This window comes from Pseudomonas sp. PA-7-1E (genome assembly GCF_021605325.1).
GTDB classification, from domain to species: Bacteria; Pseudomonadota; Gammaproteobacteria; order Pseudomonadales; family Pseudomonadaceae; genus Aquipseudomonas; species Aquipseudomonas fluorescens_BV.
In genome coordinates this window covers 1-2,639 of the sequence record NZ_WKFA01000115.1, presented here as the reverse complement: position 1 = coordinate 2,639, position 2,639 = coordinate 1, and the positions used below count along the sequence as shown (strand labels likewise).

Annotated in this window: 2 protein-coding genes; both read right to left on the bottom strand. The window is 63.5% G+C overall.

The window, feature by feature from the left end:
• Window positions 1–93 precede the first annotated feature (93 nt).
• Window positions 94–843, bottom strand: coding sequence for an IS21-like element helper ATPase IstB (gene istB / locus GIW79_RS29420; RefSeq protein WP_056791631.1), 750 nt, complete (start codon window positions 841–843; stop codon window positions 94–96).
• A complete protein-coding gene (gene istA, locus GIW79_RS29415) occupies window positions 821–2,407 on the bottom strand; it encodes an IS21 family transposase (protein ID WP_056791628.1) in 1,587 nt (528 codons plus the stop codon). Before istA ends, istB begins: the two co-directional genes overlap by 23 nt.
• Window positions 2,408–2,639: the final 232 nt, after the last annotated feature.

The window sequence follows — 2,639 nt, the reverse complement described above, 5'->3', positions numbered from 1 at the left end:
TGCGTATTTCGCTCATCGTGACCGGTCATTTCGCTAACAACGTGACCGGTTTCTCCACCCGATTGCGCGGGGTCTAAATTCTAACCGCATCGGTCACGATGCCGCTTCTTCTTCCGTCTTTTTACGTCGCAGCGACTCACCCTTCATCACGATTCGATACGCGCTGTGCACCAGCCGATCCAGCAAGGCGTCGGCCACTGTCGGGTCGTTGATCCAGCCGTGCCAGTGATCAACCGGCAGTTGGCTGGTCAGTACCGTCGACCGCAAGCCGGCGCGGTCGTCGATTACTTCCAGCAGGTCGTGCCGGGCGTTTTCTTCCAGCGGTGCCAGCGCCCAGTCGTCCAGGATCAGCACGTCGACCTTCGCCAGTTGCTGCAACGTGCGGCCGAAGCTGCCGTCGCCATGAGCGATCCGCAGTTGTTCCAGCAGGCGTGGCGTGCGCAGGTATAGCGTGCTGTAGCCTTGGCGGCAGGCCTGGTTGCCCAGAGCGCAGGCGAGCCAGGTTTTGCCGACGCCGGTTGGGCCGGTCAGCAACAGGTTGTGCTGTTGGCGGATCCAGTCACCGCTGGCCAGGGTTGCGAGCTGGCGTTCGTCCAGGCCTCTGCCCGGACGGCGGTCGAGGTCTTCCAGGCAGGCACCGGCGTATTTGAGCTTGGCTTGTTTGCGCAGCCGTTCCAGGCGTTTGTTGTCGCGCCAGGCCAGTTCGCGGTCAAGCAGCAGACCGAGCCGATCATCGAAGCTCAAGCTGTGGCAGGCCGGCAGTGTCCATTGCTCTTCCAGCGCAGTGGCCATGCCGCTGAGGCGCAGGTGGTGCAACTGGTTAAGCGTGTGTTGCGTCATCATTGAACAGCTCCTTTTGGGTGTAATAGTCAGCACCGCGCACGTTCTCGTGACGGGCGGGTTGAGCGGCGGCGGTGGTCTTGGGCAGCGGTTGCTGGTCGAGCCCTTGCTTGAGCAGGTTGCGCACGGTGCGGCTGTTGAGTGCACGCAGTTGCACCGCGCGGCTGGCTGCCGCCTCCAGGCGCTCGTTGCCATAGTGGCGAGCCAGCGAGAGCAGACCCAAGCAGGAGCGGTAGCCCATCTCCGGATGGGGTTTGTGGGTCAGTTGATGTTCGACGATCTGCCGGACGTGCGGGCCGATCCGCTCGCCCCAGTCGAGCAGGCGCTGGGGTGTCCAGTCACGATGGGCCTTGTGCGAGGCCGGCATGTGTTCGCTCTGGGTGCTGTAGGCGCCGCGCCGTTGCAGCAGCAGGTGGCTGGCGACTCGCCGGTGTCCATGCAGGATTTCGACGGTATGGGCGCTCACTCGGGCGTCGACGCTTTGCCGGGCCAAGGCCGAGGGCACGCTGTAAAAGCCGCCATTCACCTCGATGTGGTAGTCGATGTTGACCTTGCAGCGTTTGAAGGTCACCACCTCATAAGGATGCGCCGGCAGCGGTTTCAGCGCCGGCTGGTCGAGCTGCTCGAACCAGTCCCGCCGGCATCCGTCGAGCTTTTTGAACGGGCGTCGGTTCAAGTCCTCCAGCAAGACGGCAATGGCCTGATTGAGGGCATGCAGGCTGAAGAACTGCTGATGCCGTAACCGCGCCATGATCCAGCGCTCGACCACCTGCACCGCCACCTCTGCCTTGGCTTTGTCCTGCGGCTTGCGCGGGCGCGCCGGGAGCATGATGGCGCCGTAGTGCTGGGCGCACTCCAGTGCCGCACGGTTCAGACCCGGCTCGTAACGGTCAGGACGGGCCACCAGGGCACGCGGGTTGTCCGGGACGATCATTTCGGGGACGCCACCGAAGTAGCCGAGGGCCTGGCTCAACGCCGTCAGCCAGTCCACTTGCGTTTCGCCCGGCGTGGCGCACGCGTAGGTGTAGTTCGAGGCACCGAGGGCCGCGACGAAAATGTGCGCCTGGCGGATCTCGCCGGTGGCGGCGTCGATCACCGGCAACGTTGGCCCGGCATAGTCGATGAACAGCTTTTCACCCGCGCGGTGCTGCTGACGCATCGAACGTTTGAGGGTACGGGCGTAGCAGCGGTAATGCTCGACAAACTGGGTGTAGCGGTAGGTCGGCTGGTCGGGATGAGCGGCGGTGTATTCCTCCCACAGCAGTTGTAGCGTCACGCCTTTGCGACGCAGTTCGCGGTGCAGGGTGATCACGTCGGGCAACACGCGGCCGCCGCGTGAGTGCACGACATTGGCGGCCGGCATCAGGGCGGCGCCAAGCGCCGCTTCATCCAGTAGAGCCAGCGCGGGCCACTCGATGCCGGTGTCGCGCGCCGCCTTGATGTACTTGCTGACCACGCCCTTGGACAGTTGCAAGGCGCGGGCGATCTTCTCGTGGGACAGGTCGGCCTCGAACTTGAGGCGCAGGCATTCTTTGATATTACGCATGGCTACTCGCTGCGCCGCCATCCTTCGATTCCCCGAAATGGGACTGAGGGTGGCGGTGCGTCAGGTCATGCGCAACGCAGTGGAGGATATTTCGCTAACAACGTGACCGGTCATTTCGGTAAGAGCGTGACCGGCTGTTTCGGAACAGGCGGAAAATCGGTCACGTTGTTAGCGAAATGAGCGGTCACGCGTTAGCGAAATGGGCGGTCACGATGTACCGAAACGGGCGGTCACGATGGGCCGAAATACGCAC